Genomic DNA, 14050 nt, shown 5'->3' on the forward strand with positions numbered 1-14050 from the left:
AATGTTTACTGGGCTTCCCCACTGCTAAACCGTCCGCGCTGGATCAGTTCATCCGGGCTAAGATTTGACAAAAACTCCCGGAAGGCGCGTCGTTCTGCTTCGTCTGCATCGCGATCGACTGGAATCGACGCATCCGCCACGACTTCTTCCATCACCCAGATGGGGCTATTCGTGCGGAGAGCAATTGCGATCGCATCACTCGGACGCGAATCAACCTCGCGCCGTGCTTCTCCCTGCGCCACAATTAGCACCGCATAAAAGGTATTATCCTGTAGGGAATGAATAATCACTTTTTCCACGGTCATTTGCCACGCTTCCAGGAAGTTCACGATCAGATCGTGGGTCAGGGGTCGCGGCGGGACTTGACCTTCGAGAACGCTAATAATTGCCTTAGCCTGATCTTGACCGATGTAAATTGGAAGCGCTCGTCGATCGGTTGCGTCTTTGAGCAATACGATCGGGCTTCGAGTCTGCGCGTCTAACGCAATGCCCGCAACCTTCATTTCAATCATGGTGTAGCCTCTAGAACTCCGGAAGCACAGTATAGGGTGGAGAAGTGAACAGACAAAATAAACAAACATTAGGTCAAGAAACGTACCCGATCGCATCCGGGAGCGGAATAAGGGTCGAGCAATGCCGTTTTACAATGCCCTAGTCTTTGAACTTGATCCTAAATCATCCACTTCAAAATTTGACAAAATAAAGAAGACTTCCCAATTTCATCAATTTTTCTGAGGCGGAAATCAAATCAGCACGAAACTGTATTGTGATTTTAGACTGTAACCTGTCTAAAGGAGCAGATTTCAACAATTCCGCAATCCTAGTCACAGAAGCAAAATCACACACGGGGACGATCGCTCCCGAACTATTATTGTTTTGCAAGAAGGATAGTATTTGTGTTTACAGGACTGATTCAAACGGTGGGACATTTGGCGATCTTGAGTCCTGAACAGGTCAGGATCTCAGGTGCGCGAGTCGGCATGATTCTGCAGGATTTAGCGATCGGCGATAGTGTCGCGGTGGATGGCGTGTGTTTAACCGTGGCTGAGATTTTGAGCGATGGATTTGTGGCGGATGTGTCTCCGGAGACGGTGAGCCGCACCACATTGGAACGATCGGCAGGGGGGGCAAAAGTGGTAAATTTAGAGACCTCGCTGCGGGTTGGAAGCAAGGTAGGTGGGCATTTTGTTACCGGTCATGTGGATGGTATTGGCGCGTTTGAATCGGCGGTTCCAACTGCAACTTCCTGGGCAGTTCGGTTTAAGACGGAAAGCAAACAGGTCGCACGATACATTCTTCCGAAAGGGAGCATTTCGGTGAATGGCATTAGTCTCACCGTGGCAAACTGTGCGGCGGATGGCTCATGGTTTACGGTAGCGGTGATTCCTCATACTTATGCTGAAACGAATTTGTCTGAGCTAAAACCCGGAGATTGGGTGAATTTAGAAGGCGATATTCTCGGTAAGTATGTGGAGAAATTTCTGCGCGGGGGTCGATCGGAGACAGAAGTGCCTGATCGAATTTCGGTGGAATTTTTGGCAGAACACGGATATCTTTAATTCTGATTGTCCGAGGGTTTGTACTGGTCAAGAAATGCCTGCCAAGTTGAATTCGGTTGCCAAATTTTGTTTAGATCGGCCTTGGCTTGCTCCTCGCTGATATTTTCGTGCGATCGACGATACAAATACACAAAGGCGGACACTCGCATATTCATTGCACAATGCACAAAGATCGATTGATTAGAGTGCGTTTGCATGAGATTCGAGAACTGATTGAAATCGTCGATCGTCGGGTTTTCCCAAATTACCGGAACGTGGAAATACTGCATTCCCAGCGATTCCACAATTTCCCGCTCGTTCTGAATTGCACCGTCCGAAGTCGGAAGCGCAAGGTTGATTACCACGTTGTAGCCTGCGTTTTTAATTGCGGCGAATTGCTCGATCGTCGGCTGTCCTGCGGTCGCGAGTCGATCGTTGATTTGCACAAAATTTAGAATGGATTCCATTCTAGAATCGCTCCTTCTGTTGACGCAGCGCGGCGAAAGTTTCGATCGCATCCCGACGACCAATCTCCCTTTGAATCTCAGGCGTATCCCAGCGTAGAAATGGGTTTGTACGTTTCTCCAGTCCGAGATGTGTTGGAATTGTGGCTTCATTTCGACTTCGAGCCACTTGCACCTGAGCAAATCTTGCTTGTAAATCGGAATTTTGCCGATCGACCGTCACCGCAAATTTCAAATTGCTCAATGTGTATTCATGAGCGCACCAAACCCGTGTATTGTCAGGCAACGATCGGATCTGGCTCAGCGAATCCACCATTTGCGCCGGAGTTCCTTCAAACAATCGCCCACAACCCGCACTAAATAACGTATCTCCGCAAAATAATTCTCCTGGTTCATCTGCGATTGGGGGAAAATAGTAAGCAATATGTCCACGTGTATGTCCGGGAACAAATAACACTTCACCTGTCCGATCGCCAAACTTGACCCGATCGCCTGCGTTTAATTCCACTTGCTGTCCGGGAATGCGTCCGCGATCGTGAACTCCCGCATAAACGATCGCATCAGGGAAGCGATCGAGCAGTTCGCGATTGCCACCGACATGATCACCATGATGATGCGTGTTGAAAATTGCGACTAAGGTCGCACTGAGTTCTTCTAATTTTTTTAGGACAGGGCGAGCTTCTGCTGGATCAACAACTGCCGCAATCTGACGCGCTTCATCGTACAACAGGAAAATATAGTTATCAGAGAGTGCTGAAATTCGATAAATTTGCATACCACTAATTTATGTCTATTTTGATTCTAAAGTCGTCAATACTAAGACCTGTAGATGATTTTACTCAGGTGTCGATCGAGTCCTCATCTAGCTATTAGGCTCACTTGTGCTTGATATTTCTCTGTTGAACAATGACGATCGTATGGCGAAAGCAGTCCCAAATCGATTTAACCAACCGCCACAGCGCATCCTTGAACGGATTCTCGAACAGCGCCAGCTAAATCGTCACGAGCATTTGCATCTTACGTCTCTGCTGCTTGCAAATCATCGCCTCACTGCCGAAGAACGCCGACAAATCAATCAGATTTTTGATCAAATTCAATCGGGTCAGATCAAGCTTGTAGATGAAGGGAAGCCGCTTTTATGAATGTGATTCAAGCGAGCGCTTGGTTTCCGCCAGATTCGCTTGGCGGCGTTGAGGTGTATCTCAATGGCTTAGTCGAGGACTTGAGCGCGATCGGCTTGAATTGCAAAGTGACAGCCTCAAGAGCGCAGGATCAACCGACGATCGAGCATTACAACGCGATCGAGGTCTACCGCTATCCAAGTCAGGATCTCGATGCGTTTCGCGCTTGGCTTGTTGAAAATAAAAGCGAAATCTATCATCAGCACACCTTGCGATCAGGCTGCGGTCTGCCTCATTTGCAGATCGCAAAAGAATTGGGAATGAAAACGATCGCCACGATTCATATGCCCGATGTTTCCTGCTTGCGAGGAACGATGATGCAAGGGGGACATTCTGCCTGTAATGGAAAAATTGATCTTGCTCGGTGTAGTGCTTGTTTAGGGGTATCTAAGCGAGTTCCAACTTGGGCAGCTAAAACATTAAGTCATCTCCCCAGTTCGCTCACGCTTTCCCTTCGAGATCGCTTGCGTCACTCCTCTGAAGTGCGATTGCGGCAACTGGGAACCACGATCGCGACTCCTGCCCAAGTGCATCAGCATCAGCGACAGTTTGATCAATTGGTGGAATCGAGCGATCGGATTGTCGTCGTTTGCCAGTGGCTTTATGATGCGTTTGTGCTGAATGGCGTGCCGGAATCGAAGCTAGTTCTGAGCCGTCATGGGGTTTTAGTTGAAAGGAAACCGACAGAACGATCGATCCATTCTCCAATTCGGATTGGCTTTCTCGGTCGTTGGCAAGAAACGAAAGGAGTTCAAATGCTTGCCCAAGCACTTCAACTAATCCCGAATACAGCCGTCGAACTGGTGATCTATGCAACTCACGCCGACCAGCATGGTGCAGCAAATCGCGAGAAAGTTTTAGCGATCGCTCAATCAGATTCGCGCATTCAAATTAAGCCGCCGTTAGCACGATCGGAAATCATGGACGCAATTGCAGGGTTTGATCTGCTCGCAGTTCCTTCACAATGGTTAGAAACAGGCCCGCTCGTCGTACTGGAATCGTTTGCCGTAGGAACTCCTGTGATCGGCTCAGATTTGGGTGGAATTGCAGAACTGGTCACGCAGGGGAGAGATGGCTGGTTAGTTCCGGCAAAAGATGTTAAGGCTTGGGCAAATGCGATCGCTTATCTTTCTGAAAATCCGGGAACGATCGCTCAACTGAGACAAGGTATTCAGCCCGTAAAAACACGGCAAGCGGTCGCCGCCGAGATGTTAAAGCTTTATCAAAACTTAAAGCAGGAATACTAAATCGGGAATACTCAGGGCATTGGGGAATTGCATCTGTTGAATACGCCTCCGTTCCCCATTTTTTCTTGTATGAAAGTTTCTATTCTCACGCCTAACTTTTCTAAAGGTGGAGTCGATCGCGCCTATCTTCTCGCCCAAGTTCTCAAAAAGCTAAATCACGAAGTCGAAATCCTCGGATTTCTATTTGGTGAAAAAATCTATCCAGAACCACCCGCAGATTTGCCAATCGTCTGTTTACCCGGCTGTAACTATCCGCAGTTTTTTAGTTCTGTGGGTCAATTGCTTGATCGTATAGATGGTGATTTGATTTATGCCGTGAAGCCGAAGCCTTCAAGCTTTGGAGTTGGACTTTTAAAGAAGTTAAAATCGCGTGTTCCCGTGTTGCTCGATGTGGATGACTGGGAATTGAGTTGGACAGGCGGTGACCAAACGCGCTATCGACCGAACCTAAAGCAATTCGGGCGAGATATTTTGAAACCGAATGGAGTGCTACGATCGCCCGATCATTTCCTTTATCTGCAATGGATGGAACGACTCGTCGGATATGCAGATGCGATTACGATCGACACGAACTTTCTGCAAAAGCGGTTTGGTGGAACCTATCTTCCCAACGGCAAGGATACAGATATGTTTGATCCAAGCCGATTTGATCCGGTGGAAAGTCGGCGCAAATATGGCTTATCCCAGTACCGGGTGCTGATGTTTCCGGGGGCATCGCGTCCGCATAAAGGATTAGAAGAGGTTTTGATCGCACTCGATCGCTTAAACCAGCCGGATCTTAGACTGGTGATCGTCGGTGGAAGCCCCTATGATGACTACGATCGACAGTTAATCGATCGATGGGGACAATGGGTGGTCAAGCTGCCACCTGCTCCGTTTTGGCAGATGCCGGAGATTGTGGCGGCAGCTCATGTGGTGGTTGTCCCGCAGCGCGATACGGTCACGGCTCAAGCGCAATTTCCGATCAAGCTCACCGAAGGGATGTCGATGGCAAAGCCGATCTTGGCAACTCGTGTAGGAGACATTCCAGAGATTTTGGGGAATTTAGGCTATCTTGTTGAGCCAGAATCTCCGGATCAGTTAGCGGGTGCGATCGCCGAAATCTTTCAGGATTGGCAGGAAGCAGAAAAACGAGGTCAAGCGCTGCGATCGCGCTGTGTCGCGCAGTATAGCGTTGATGCGATGGCTCCAATTCTGGCGGATGTTCTGCAAAGCGTGAGTTAAGTACAGGCATCGGGATAACTAGAAGCAGTTTCTTGCCAAAACTTCAGATTGTTATTCTCTGCCCCGTATGTCCCCAAATCGATTGCTGCTTCAATTTGCCCTCCGTCGTCCGCTCTGGATTGGCTTGACGATCGTGCTTGGATTTTCCGGTGCGTTGTTTAACGGCGTGAGTACGATGCTGATTATCCCGGTTGTGCTGGGGTTATTAGGCGAGGAGGTGAACCTTAAAGGTGCGCCACCGATTTTGCAGAAGGTCTTTTCGAGCATGGCTGCATCAGGCGGAGAGTCGCAGTTTTTGTCGATGTTGGGATTGATTCTGCTGGCGATTTTGCTCAAGAATGTGACGAGCTATGTCAGCACCTTGTCTTCGGGGCATTTATCACGATCGCTAGTCAGTGACATTCGCAAGGAAGGCTTGCGGTTATTGCTCGATGTTGATTTTGATTTCTATATCAAAACCAAAGTTGGAGACTTGATCAATCGGCTAGGGGGTGAGATTGGTTCGACTGCAACAGCGATTCGGACAGCAGTTCAAATGCTGTCTATGGTGATTACTATTTTTGTGTTTCTGATTATTCTTGTATCGATTTCCTGGCAGTTAACTGTAATCTCTACTGTTCTATTAGCAGCAGTCTCTCTTTCCAATAGCTTTTTTGTGAAACGTGCTAAACGATTTGGTCAACAGTTATCTGATCAGTCGCGAGATTATTCGATCGCAGTGTTAGAAATGCTATCGGGAATTCGATTGGTGAAAGCAACCGGAAGCGAATCATACGAGTATCAGAAAATTGAACGATTGATTGATTATCGTGAGAAAGCTGATTTCAGTTCTCAAGCCAATTCTGCGCTGATTCCACCTCTCAATGAGATGGCAGGATTAACCGTTGTGATTGCGATTTTATTGCTAGGACGAATCTTTTTTAGAGGCGAACTAGAATCGCTTTCTGCGGTGTTGTTGACATACCTGCTGGTGTTGTTTCGGATGTTGCCGTTTGTGGGGCAACTGAATAATGCACGTAGTTCATTTGCGAATCTGGCTCCGAGTGTTTCTGTGGTGAATGACTTCTTGCGGCGCGAAGGTAAGCCATTCATGTCTAAAGGGTACATTCCTTATACGGGAATGACTGCGGGAATTCGGTTTGAGCAATTGGCATTCACTTATCCGGGGCACGATCGACAAGTGCTCAATCAAGTTGATCTCTGGCTACCGAAAGGAACAACTTTAGCGCTCGTCGGATCATCGGGGGCGGGAAAATCAACCTTAGCGGATTTGCTGCCGCGATTTTATGATCCAACTGCCGGACGAATTTTGATTGACGATCGCGACCTCAAAGACTTCGAGATCCGTTCTCTTCGTCAAGCAATGGGCATTGTCAGTCAAGATACTTTCTTGTTTAACGATTCCGTTCGGAACAATCTTGCTTATGCTCGCAAAGATGCTACAGATGAGCAAATTATTGAAGCGGCAAAACGTGCCAATGCTTATGAGTTCATTATCAAATTACCCCAAGGGTTCGATACATTGATTGGTGATCGCGGCGTAATGCTTTCAGGCGGACAAAGACAACGATTGGCGATCGCAAGAGCATTGTTACGTGATCCAGAAATTCTCATTCTGGATGAAGCAACTTCTGCACTCGATACAGTCTCGGAGCGGTTGGTACAGAGCGCGATCGATGAATTGAGCCGCGATCGGACAACCCTGGTGATTGCTCACCGACTCTCGACCGTGCAGAAAGCGGATCAGATTGCAGTGTTAGATAAGGGGCGCGTCGTAGAAGTGGGAACCCATGCGGAACTGTTAAAGCAGGGTGGATTGTATGCCCAACTTCATGCAATGCAGTTTTCAGAAGAAGCTCAGACTGTTTAGGAACAAGGCGATGAAAAAGCAAGTAGTTGGAATGGTGAGTAGTTATGTCGGGTTGAAGCCTAGCCCGATCGATTGGTTATGGCAACAGTCGCCTTACCCGTTTGGACATTGGGGCAACATTCAGCTTGAAGCCTCTGCTGCAAATCCAGATTTTTTGTTGTTGTATCAGTTCGATTTTCCTCGTTCTAAACCACCAAAAACATTAATATCAAAGGTTCGCGCTCAATTACGTCCAGCTCCGTTACCGGATGTGACTCCACAGTTTCGAGGTGTTCCGAAAGAGCGAATGATTTATCTATTGCGAGAACCCCCGCTCGATGAGATTTTACATATTGCTAAAGCAAACTACGAGAAAGCACAACAATACTGTGCGTATGTGTCTGGCCCTGATGACTATGCACCTGTTCCCGACTATATGCCTGCGATTTGGTACTTAGGCAATTCGTTTCGGGAGCTAAATGAAATGCCGCCGCCTGAGAAGGTTCGCAAGTGTAGCTGGATTACGTCTGGCATTAGTCGGAGTGAGAATCATCTGAAGCGGTTAGCATTTCTCAAACTGTTGCAGCAGAACGGACTGGAGTTTGACTTATATGGGCGAGATCTACCGGATTGGGCAGTTACAACGGGTCGAATTAATGGGAAATGGTACGGTATGGCTCCTTACTACTACAACTTAGCGATCGAGAACTATGCCGAGAATGATTGGTATGTGACTGAGAAGCTCTGGGATGCTCTGCTCGCGTGGTGCTTACCAATTTACTACGGTGGATCTGCCGCAGATAAATTACTTCCTCCGGGGAGCTTTTTACGATTGCCGAGTATGGATGAAAAAGGCTGGAAATACATTGAGGAAGTGACTGCGACTCCGGATGCTTGGTATGAAGCAAAAGACGCGATCGCAGAAGCTCGGCAAATCATTCTGCACAAACTTAATCTAATGAATTGGCTTTCTGAATACGTTGAGCGGGTTTCTTAGTTATGGATGGCATTTGTACTCTGGCAAACGATCGTGTGTTCGATCAGTTAGTCGCTTTGCTTAATAGCATTGAAGCCAATATTAGCTGCGATATTCCCGTTTGCATTTATCCATTTGATGATCACCTTGATCGGATTCGGGCTGAAATTCGTAATCGTCCGAATGTGATGCTTTACGATGACCAAGATTCGATTGACCGTTGGGATCAGTTTATGCAACGGATTGCACCGGAGCGATTGGATCAGAAGATGCGACTGTATGGGGCACATCGGCGGTTTTGTGCGTTTGATGCACCGTTCGATCGCTTTATTTACATGGATGCAGATACATTGGCGATGAGTTCAATGGATCACATCTTTGAACAATTGAATGATCATGATTGGGTCGTTTACGACTTTCAATTTCTTGATCCCACTAAGATCTACAACATTGATTCTCCAAAGCTGTACGAGGTATTCCCGAAAGAGCGAGTTGATAAAGAAATCTTTTGCTCAGGCTTCTTTGCTGCAAAACGGGGACTCTTTGACGCAGAGCAGCGAGAAACACTGATTGCTCAATTGTTAGAGGGCGATCGAGAGATTCTCTACGGTGGAGCAGGTGAACAACCTGTGATCAATTACATGGTGATGAAATCGGGCATCAAAAGCTGTAATTTAGCGCATCTATTGCCGTTTGGAAAATCGACGGGTTGTTCAATCACCTCAAAGCATTTTGAGAACAAGGAACATATTTTGTACGATCGTGGACTTCGCCTCACATACTTGCACTACATCGGGGTAAAACCACAGCGCATGGAAAAAGCTTGTCACGGTGAGAATGTTGCTTTTCCATATCGTGATTTGTTTTTGCACTATCGATTTCTGCACGAGCCAGAAAAGCGACCTGTTTTCACAGAACCTCCGATGCCAAAGGCACAGCCGAGTTTTGTTCAGAAAGTTCTACAAAAGTTGAGACGAGCATGAAACGAGGAATTTACATTGTTGCAAATGACAAAGTGATCGAAAACGCGATCGCACTGCTCAATAGTATTCGACTGTATGATCCAAATGTTCTAATCTATTTGATTCCGTTTAATGATGAGTATGAGAATGTTTTCTCAACGCTGAATCGATTGCACAATGTTCAATTGTTTCCAGATTTAGAACTACTGGAGCGGTTAACCAGCCGTGTAGGAGAGATTTTCGATCGAGACTTTCTCAAGCTACCAAACAAAATGCGAAAGCTTGCAGTCTGGTTTGGTGTGTTAGATGAATTTCTCTACATTGACACAGATATTGTGGTGTTTGAGCAGATCTCCGAAACGCTGCAACATCTATCAAAGTGTGATTTTTTCTGCTGTGACTATCACTATTCTAGTGAAGGCTTGAGAAACATCTTTTCACCTGTAGTTAAAGACAGCATCTTTATCGATGAACAGCTACAAGATGTGTTTAACAGTGGATTTTGGGGATCTCGCAAAGGAGTGATCACCGAGGATCAACTCTATGATGTGCTGAAAGATTGCGCCCAACATCGCGAATACTTTGACTTTACTCAAGGTGTCACGGATCAGCCGATTCTGAATTATCTGATTCTGAAGTGCTTTGAGAAGCGGATGAATTTAGTCAAACCACCGGAAAATGCTCCGGGAAGTTGGGCAGGATCAAAGCACTTTGAGAATCGACAGTATGTTCTGTACGATCGAGATCAAAGACTCAAATACCTCCACTGGGCAGGAATTTCAATGCGTCCGGGTGCGCCTTATTGGCACTTGTGGGAACACTACCGATGTTTACATGAACCGAGTTCTGCATTCTGGCGGAAACTCTCGCGACTTGTGCCATTCAAAGTCTGAAGGAGCCTGAGCAATGAAAGATGGAATTTACATTCTTGCCAATGATGTCGTATTCGATCAGCTTGTTGCTTTGCTCAATAGTATTGAGGCAAATATCAGCCCTGAAATTCCAGTCTGTATCATTCCTTATAATGACCGTTTAGAAAAAGTACGATCGGAGATTGCCACTCGACCACAGGTTTCTTTATTTGAGAACACTGCATCGCTCCAGAAGTGGGAAGCATTTGCAACTCAGGTTTGGAAATCTCACGTTCGCGCTCAAAAAGTCTGGCGCGAACGGCAGCTTCCTGAGGTTTATCGCATCGAAATGCACCGTAAACTGTGCTGTTTTGATGGTGAGTTCGATCGATTTGTTTATTTTGATGCCGATACTTTAGCGTTTGGTTCAATTGATTCGGTCTTTCAGAAGTTAGACACCTATGATTGGGTATCAAATGACTATCAGTACAGTTCAGACATTAAATATATTTTTGATGCCCCAGAAACAGAACTGATGAAGGTCTTTGATGCTGAAACACTGAAAGCAGATATTTTTTGTGCAGGCTGGTTTGCTTCAAAGAAAAACGTATTTACCGATGAAATTCTACGATCGCTGCTGACTTCGCTCCAAACTGGAGAATCAAATCTGCTTGCTCTGTGGGGAACTGATCAATCGCTGATGAATTACATGGTACTGCGGAGCCAAATTGCTTACTACAATTTCGCAATCACTGGTACTGCACCAGGTTCACACTGGTCATCAAGCTTTGAGCAGCACGATCATGTGCTCTACGACAAAGGGCAGCCGCTTACATACCTCCACTATATGAGCATTCCTTCCTTTGCTTTTACTCGTTTGTGCCAGGGTGAAGATGTGTCGATTCCTTACCGGGACTTGTTTTTGCACTACCGTTATCTCAAGGCTCCTCAAGATCGACCCAAAGAATTTAAGTCGCCCGATCGCTTCACTCAGGCTCGCTCTCTAATCACGAAATTCCGCAAACAGAAAATTAGCAATCTGAATCACCGATTCCGCAAACTCAAGCTTCAACTGAACAAAATGCGCGGTTAAATCGTCATTTCCAACCGAAGCCCACGATCGGGTAAGATGAACCCTTTAGGCGTGAGGAATCGGTTTCCAGTATGACCCTTAGCGTAGTGACCGGAGCGGCAGGATTTATCGGCTCTCATTTAGTCGAGGCATTGCTCGATCGTGGCGATCGGGTCATCGGAGTCGATCAGTTCAATGACTATTACGATTCTGCGCTGAAGTGGAAAAATCTTGCTCGTAGTTTAGCGCATCCCAACTTTGAGCTAATCGAAGCGGACATCCAGAAATTAGACTGGGAGGCGCTTTTAACCGATGTAGAAGTTGTGTATCATCAAGCGGCTCAGGCGGGAGTGCGATCGAGTTGGGGCGCGGGGTTTCGCACTTACACTGAGCAAAACATCAACGCCACGCAAGTTCTCTTAGAAGCGGCAAAATCTGCGAAACGGCTTCAGCGATTGATCTACGCTTCGAGTTCTTCGATCTACGGCAATGCGGAAACCCTTCCCACCGCCGAAACGATCAGTCCGCAGCCCGTTTCACCCTACGGCATTACTAAACTTGCAGCAGAACAACTTTGCGGACTGTATTATCAAAACTTTGGGGTTCCGACTTGTGCGCTGCGCTATTTTACGGTGTACGGTCAGCGACAACGCCCGGATATGGGGTTTCACAAGTTTCTCAAAGCGGCTCTACAGGATGAAGCGATCGTCATTTACGGCGATGGACAGCAAACGCGAGATTTTACCTTTGTTTCAGATGTGATTGCGGCAAATCTCGCAGCAGCAGAGGTTCCAGAGGCAGTCGGAGAAGTGTTTAATATCGGTGGTGGAAGTCGTGTGATGCTAACTGATGTGATTGCCACGATGGAGGCGATTATTGGTCGATCGATTCGCCAGGAAAAAATCGAGACAGCGATCGGCGATGCGCGGCACACTTCGGCTGATGTTTCTAAAGCAAAACGAATTCTCAACTATCAGCCCAAGGTCGCACTCAAAGAAGGACTCACAAATGAATGGGAATGGATTCGATCGCTTTATCAATAACGCAATATCGAAGCCAACTTCTTCTATCGAGCTCCTATATCAATCAGTCGGATAAACTCGATCGCCAGAAATCGAATCAAACAGAAACAACCGATCGAGATCAAATCGCAACGGCAATCGATCGCCCAATCTTAAATTCAAAGCTGGATCAGTCTGCAAATTGATCGATCGACCTTCCAGCGCCGCACGAACCAGCACTTCTCGTCCCAACGGTTCAATTACACTCACTTGAGCAACGCAGTGTGGATCTGTCGCATTCACAGAAAGATGCTCTGGACGAATTCCGAGATCGTATTGTCCGGGTGGGACATCGAGCGCGAGCGCAAACGATTGCCCCCCAATCTGAAAGCTTGACCCGGTGAATGTTGCTGAAATTAAATTCATCGGTGGACTACCAAGAAACGTAGCAACCATACGATTAACGGGCCGATCGTAAATTTCCTGAGGTGTACCAATCTGCTGAATTCTGCCGCGCTCCAATACAACAATGCGATCGGCTAAAGTCATCGCTTCAACTTGATCATGCGTAACGTAGATCGTAGTAATGCCGACCTGTTGATGTAATTGTTTAAGTTCAGTTCGAGTCCCATCACGCAGTTGGGCATCTAGATTCGAGAGCGGCTCATCCAGCAAAAACACTTGCGGCTGACGAGCGATCGCTCTTCCCAAGGCGACTCGCTGCTGCTGCCCGCCCGATAACTGTCTCGGTTTGCGCTCTAGTAAGTGACCGATTTCTAAAATTCTTGCCACTGACTCGACTCGTTCTTGAATCGTTTTCGGCTCTGCCTGTCGCATTTTTAGCCCGAATGCAATGTTCTCAGCCACGGTCATGTGCGGGTAAAGCGCGTAATTTTGAAACACCATTGCCACATCGCGCTGGCGAGCCGGGACTTGATTCACCAGCCGATCGCCAATGTACAAATTCCCAGAAGTCGCCGTTTCTAGCCCTGCGATCGTGCGTAAGACGGTTGATTTACCACAGCCAGAGGGACCCACCAACACCCAGAACTCGCCATCAGGAATCTCAAAGCTAATATCCTCAACGGCTGCGGACTTACTAAAACGTCGAGTGATGCGATCGAGTCGAACGGTTGCCATAAACTTAGTTAAATCTTTAGAAAAACGCATCCGAAGTTAGGGAAACGAGTCTATCTTACGGTGCATCATTTTAATACCATAGTAAATTAATGTTGTTTATCAAAATCTGACTTCTAGCATTTTTGTGATTAAATCTTCTGGGTTACATTCATCACGCGTCTTGATTGTTGAGGATGAAGCAGTGACACGACTGGCCCTAACCGTGCTTCTGGAGCATCAAGGCGCGATCGTGCTGTCAGCCGGTTCGATTCAGGAGGGAATTGAAATCATTCGATTTGGGTTTGAGCCAAATTTATTAGTGAGTAACATTCGGCTACCGGACGGTAATGGAGCACGAGTTTTAGATGTCATTCGACAGCAAGAGACGCATCGAACAGTCGCGATCGCGCTGACTGGAGAGGTGATCGCGATGATTCGGCAGGATTCAGAGTCGGTAGGATTTGATGTGTATCTGCCAAAACCGTATGATTCAGAAATTTTGTTGAACACGATCGAGCAACTGATCGATACGCCCCCTAACGATCTTTAGAGGATGTTTGAGAAAA

The 14050-nt window shown here is 47.0% G+C and carries 15 protein-coding genes; 11 read left to right on the forward strand and 4 right to left on the reverse strand.

The annotated features are described in order from the left end of the window. Positions 1-5: 5 nt before the first annotated feature. Positions 6-512, reverse strand: a complete 507-nt coding sequence (locus NC981_RS03820; protein WP_190378667.1) for a bifunctional nuclease family protein — start codon at positions 510-512, stop codon at positions 6-8. A 384-nt stretch (positions 513-896) separates the two neighbouring features. Here NC981_RS03820 and ribE point away from each other — a divergent pair, with 384 nt between their 5' ends. Continuing rightward, positions 897-1559, forward strand: coding sequence for a riboflavin synthase (gene ribE / locus NC981_RS03825; RefSeq protein WP_348241588.1), 663 nt, complete (start codon positions 897-899; stop codon positions 1557-1559). Here ribE and NC981_RS03830 read toward each other — a convergent pair. Together NC981_RS03830 and gloB are read right to left on the reverse strand one after the other, a co-directional pair. After that, on the reverse strand, positions 1556-2005 hold the full coding sequence (locus tag NC981_RS03830) for a protein tyrosine phosphatase family protein (RefSeq protein ID WP_348241589.1): 450 nt from the start codon (positions 2003-2005) through the stop codon (positions 1556-1558). The two genes, ribE and NC981_RS03830, sit on opposite strands and share 4 nt — an antisense overlap. 1 nt (position 2006) lies before the next feature. Then, complete coding sequence (gloB, locus tag NC981_RS03835; RefSeq protein ID WP_348241590.1) at positions 2007-2777, reverse strand: hydroxyacylglutathione hydrolase; 771 nt, start codon at positions 2775-2777, stop codon at positions 2007-2009. A gap of 106 nt (positions 2778-2883) precedes the next feature. Here gloB and NC981_RS03840 point away from each other — a divergent pair, with 106 nt between their 5' ends. The 9 genes from NC981_RS03840 to NC981_RS03880 all read left to right on the forward strand — a co-directional run bounded on the left by NC981_RS03840 (position 2884) and on the right by NC981_RS03880 (position 12407). After that, entirely contained in the window at positions 2884-3144 is a 261-nt protein-coding gene (locus NC981_RS03840) for a hypothetical protein (RefSeq protein WP_348241591.1), read from the forward strand. Continuing rightward, the gene (locus NC981_RS03845) at positions 3141-4430 is read left to right on the forward strand and encodes a glycosyltransferase (protein WP_348241592.1); all 1290 of its coding nucleotides are present in this window, start codon (positions 3141-3143) and stop codon (positions 4428-4430) included. The genes NC981_RS03840 and NC981_RS03845 overlap by 4 nt, the downstream gene beginning before the upstream one ends. A 69-nt stretch (positions 4431-4499) precedes the next feature. Beyond that, positions 4500-5654 carry a glycosyltransferase family 4 protein gene (locus tag NC981_RS03850; protein ID WP_348241593.1) on the forward strand — a complete coding sequence of 385 codons (1155 nt, stop codon included), beginning with the start codon at positions 4500-4502 and terminating at the stop codon, positions 5652-5654. A 67-nt stretch (positions 5655-5721) separates the two neighbouring features. Then, positions 5722-7524 carry an ABC transporter ATP-binding protein gene (locus NC981_RS03855; protein ID WP_348241594.1) on the forward strand — a complete coding sequence of 601 codons (1803 nt, stop codon included), beginning with the start codon at positions 5722-5724 and terminating at the stop codon, positions 7522-7524. Positions 7525-7534: 10 nt separating this feature from the next. Then, the gene (locus tag NC981_RS03860; protein ID WP_348241595.1) at positions 7535-8500 is read left to right on the forward strand and encodes a glycosyltransferase family 10; all 966 of its coding nucleotides are present in this window, start codon (positions 7535-7537) and stop codon (positions 8498-8500) included. 2 nt (positions 8501-8502) lie between these two features. Next, a complete protein-coding gene (locus NC981_RS03865) occupies positions 8503-9462 on the forward strand; it encodes an Npun_R2821/Npun_R2822 family protein (RefSeq protein ID WP_348241596.1) in 960 nt (319 codons plus the stop codon). Further along, positions 9459-10334 carry an Npun_R2821/Npun_R2822 family protein gene (locus NC981_RS03870; protein WP_348241597.1) on the forward strand — a complete coding sequence of 292 codons (876 nt, stop codon included), beginning with the start codon at positions 9459-9461 and terminating at the stop codon, positions 10332-10334. Before NC981_RS03865 ends, NC981_RS03870 begins: the two co-directional genes overlap by 4 nt. A gap of 13 nt (positions 10335-10347) precedes the next feature. After that, positions 10348-11385 (forward strand): Npun_R2821/Npun_R2822 family protein, encoded by a 1038-nt coding sequence (locus NC981_RS03875; RefSeq protein ID WP_348241598.1) that lies wholly within the window; start codon positions 10348-10350, stop codon positions 11383-11385. A gap of 71 nt (positions 11386-11456) precedes the next feature. Beyond that, positions 11457-12407 (forward strand): NAD-dependent epimerase/dehydratase family protein, encoded by a 951-nt coding sequence (locus tag NC981_RS03880; RefSeq protein WP_348241599.1) that lies wholly within the window; start codon positions 11457-11459, stop codon positions 12405-12407. A gap of 39 nt (positions 12408-12446) precedes the next feature. Here the strand turns inward: NC981_RS03880 and NC981_RS03885 are convergent, their stop codons facing one another. Next, entirely contained in the window at positions 12447-13505 is a 1059-nt protein-coding gene (locus NC981_RS03885; RefSeq protein ID WP_348242039.1) for an ABC transporter ATP-binding protein, read from the reverse strand. A 124-nt stretch (positions 13506-13629) separates the two neighbouring features. Between NC981_RS03885 and NC981_RS03890 the strand changes: the two genes are divergently transcribed. Then, on the forward strand, positions 13630-14034 hold the full coding sequence (locus tag NC981_RS03890) for a response regulator (RefSeq protein WP_347272900.1): 405 nt from the start codon (positions 13630-13632) through the stop codon (positions 14032-14034). Positions 14035-14050: the final 16 nt, after the last annotated feature.

This window comes from Leptolyngbya sp. DQ-M1, from assembly GCF_039962505.1.
Lineage (GTDB): Bacteria > Cyanobacteriota > Cyanobacteriia > Leptolyngbyales > Leptolyngbyaceae > Leptolyngbya.